The following is a 2251-nucleotide window of genomic DNA, read 5'->3' on the forward strand; positions in this document are numbered from 1 at the left end:
GGGTCCGATCGGGCAGACTCAGGGCCTCGCCAACCCCTCCAATCCAGGAGTGAGTCCTGCCGATGTCGTCGCTCGCCAGATCCAGTCTCGCCAACCGGGGGCTCGTCGCCCTGATCGCGGTGGTGGCCGCGATGTTCGGGGTGTTCGCGGTGCCCGCCCTGAAGCAGCAGCTCCTGCCGTCGCTGGAGTTCCCGGGCGCGTTCGTCGTCGCCGGCTACCCGGGCGCCGGGCCGGAGATCGTCGAGTCCCAGGTCACCGAGCCGATCGAGAACAGCCTCCGGGGCCTGGCCGGCCTGGAGACGATGACCTCCACCTCCCGCGAGGGCTCGGCCACCGTCTCCGTGCAGTTCGCGTTCGGCACCGATGCCGACGACGCGGCGAACCGGATGCGGACCGCCCTGGGCCGGATCGAGGCGCAGCTGCCGGAGGGGGTCGATCCCCAGGTGCTCACCGGCAGCACCGACGACCTGCCGGCGGTGGTGCTCGCGGCCAGCGGTGGAGGCGACGAGCGGGCGCTCGCCGAGCGGCTGCGCACCACCGTCGTACCCGAACTGGAGCGGATCGACGGGGTCCGCGCGGTCGCGGTGACCGGAACCCGCGAACAGGTCGTGACGATCACGCCGAACCCGGCGAAGTTCGCCGCCGCCCGACTGGCCCCCACCGCGATCGGCGCGGCGCTGCGCAACAACGGCGTCGCCGTCCCGGCCGGCGCGGTGAGCGACGGGAGCCGGCTCCTGCCGGTGCAGGTCGGCGTCCCGGTCACCACCCTGGACGAGCTGCGCGGCATCGTGCTGACCTCCACCGCGCCGAAGGCACCCCCGGTCCGCCTCGGAGACGTGGCGACGGTCGAGCAGCGGCTCGCCCCGGCCACCGCGATCACCCGTACCAACGGCGAGGAGAGCATCGGGATCCAGGTCACCGCCGCGCCGGACGGCAACGCGGTACGCATCTCCCACGAGATCCGGGACCGGCTGACCGACCTGCGTACCGCCTCCGGCGCCGAGCTGACCGTGGTCTTCGACCAGGCGCCGTTCGTCGAGAAGTCGATCGAGAGCCTGACCACCGAGGGCCTGCTCGGCCTGCTGATGGCCGTGGTGGTGATCCTGGTCTTCCTGCTCTCGGTACGGTCCACGGTGGTCACCGCCGTGTCCATCCCGCTGTCCGTGCTGGTGGCGCTGATCGCGCTCTGGATCGGCGACTACTCGCTCAACCTGCTCACCCTCGGCGCGCTCACCATCGCCGTGGGCCGGGTGGTCGACGACTCGATCGTGGTGCTGGAGAACATCAAGCGCCACCTGGCGTACGGCGAGCCGAAACGGACGGCGATCGTCGCCGCGGTGCGCGAGGTGGCCGGCGCGGTGACCGCGTCCACCCTCACCACGGTCGCGGTGTTCGCCCCGATCGCGTTGGTCGGCGGCTTCGTCGGGCAGCTCTTCGCGCCGTTCGCGATCACCGTGACGGTGGCGCTGCTCGCCTCGCTGCTGGTGTCGCTGACCGTGATCCCGGTGCTGGCGTACTGGTTCCTCACGCCGCGCCACACCGGCGCGGACGCCGCCGAAACACGCCGGGCCGCCGAGGAGAGGGAGCTGCGCAACCCGTTGCAGCGGGCCTACCTGCCGGTGATCGGGTTCGTCACCCGGTCCCGGGCCACCCGCTGGCTCACCGTGGCGGCGGGCCTGCTGGTGCTGCTCGGCACCTTCGGGCTCTCCCGCCAGCTGGAGACCAACTTCCTCGACGACTCCGGCCAGGACACCCTGACCATCAACCAGGAGCTGCCGGCCGGCGCCGGTCTGGCGGCCACCGACCAGGCCGCCCGCCGGGTCGAGGAGGTGCTGGCCGGCACCGACGGCGTGCGGACGTACCAGGTCACCGTCGGGGGCAGTGACCGGCCGTGGGAGGGCGGCGGCGGTACCAACACCGCCCGCTGGTCGGTGGCGCTGGCCGGCGACACCGACGCCAAGGAGATGAAGGAGATCCTCCGCGAGCGGTTCGCGGCGCTGGACGACCAGGTCGGCGCGCTGACCTTCGGCCAGGGGCAGGGCGACCGGCTGGAGGTGCTGGTCCAGGCCGCCGACCCGGACACGCTGGCGCGGGCGGCCCAGGCCGCCGAGGCGGCGATGGCGGGCACGCCGGGCGTCGAGGACGTGCGGTCCGGCCTGGCGACCCGGGTGCCGCGGATCGACGTGGCGGTCGACCGGCTAACCGCGGCACGGGCCGGGCTGAGCGAGGCGGCGGTGGGGCAGGTGGTGGC

General features: G+C 73.4%; 1 protein-coding gene. It reads left to right on the forward strand.

Going from position 1 to position 2251, the window contains the following annotated elements; genetic code table 11:
* Nucleotides 1-62 precede the first annotated feature (62 nt).
* Nucleotides 63-2251: efflux RND transporter permease subunit (locus tag E1182_RS30280; protein ID WP_132271150.1), on the forward strand; the 2189-nt coding region annotated here is incomplete at its 3' end.

Origin of the sequence: Micromonospora sp. KC721, assembly GCF_004348355.1 — a bacterium.
Taxonomy (GTDB): domain Bacteria; phylum Actinomycetota; class Actinomycetes; order Mycobacteriales; family Micromonosporaceae; genus Micromonospora.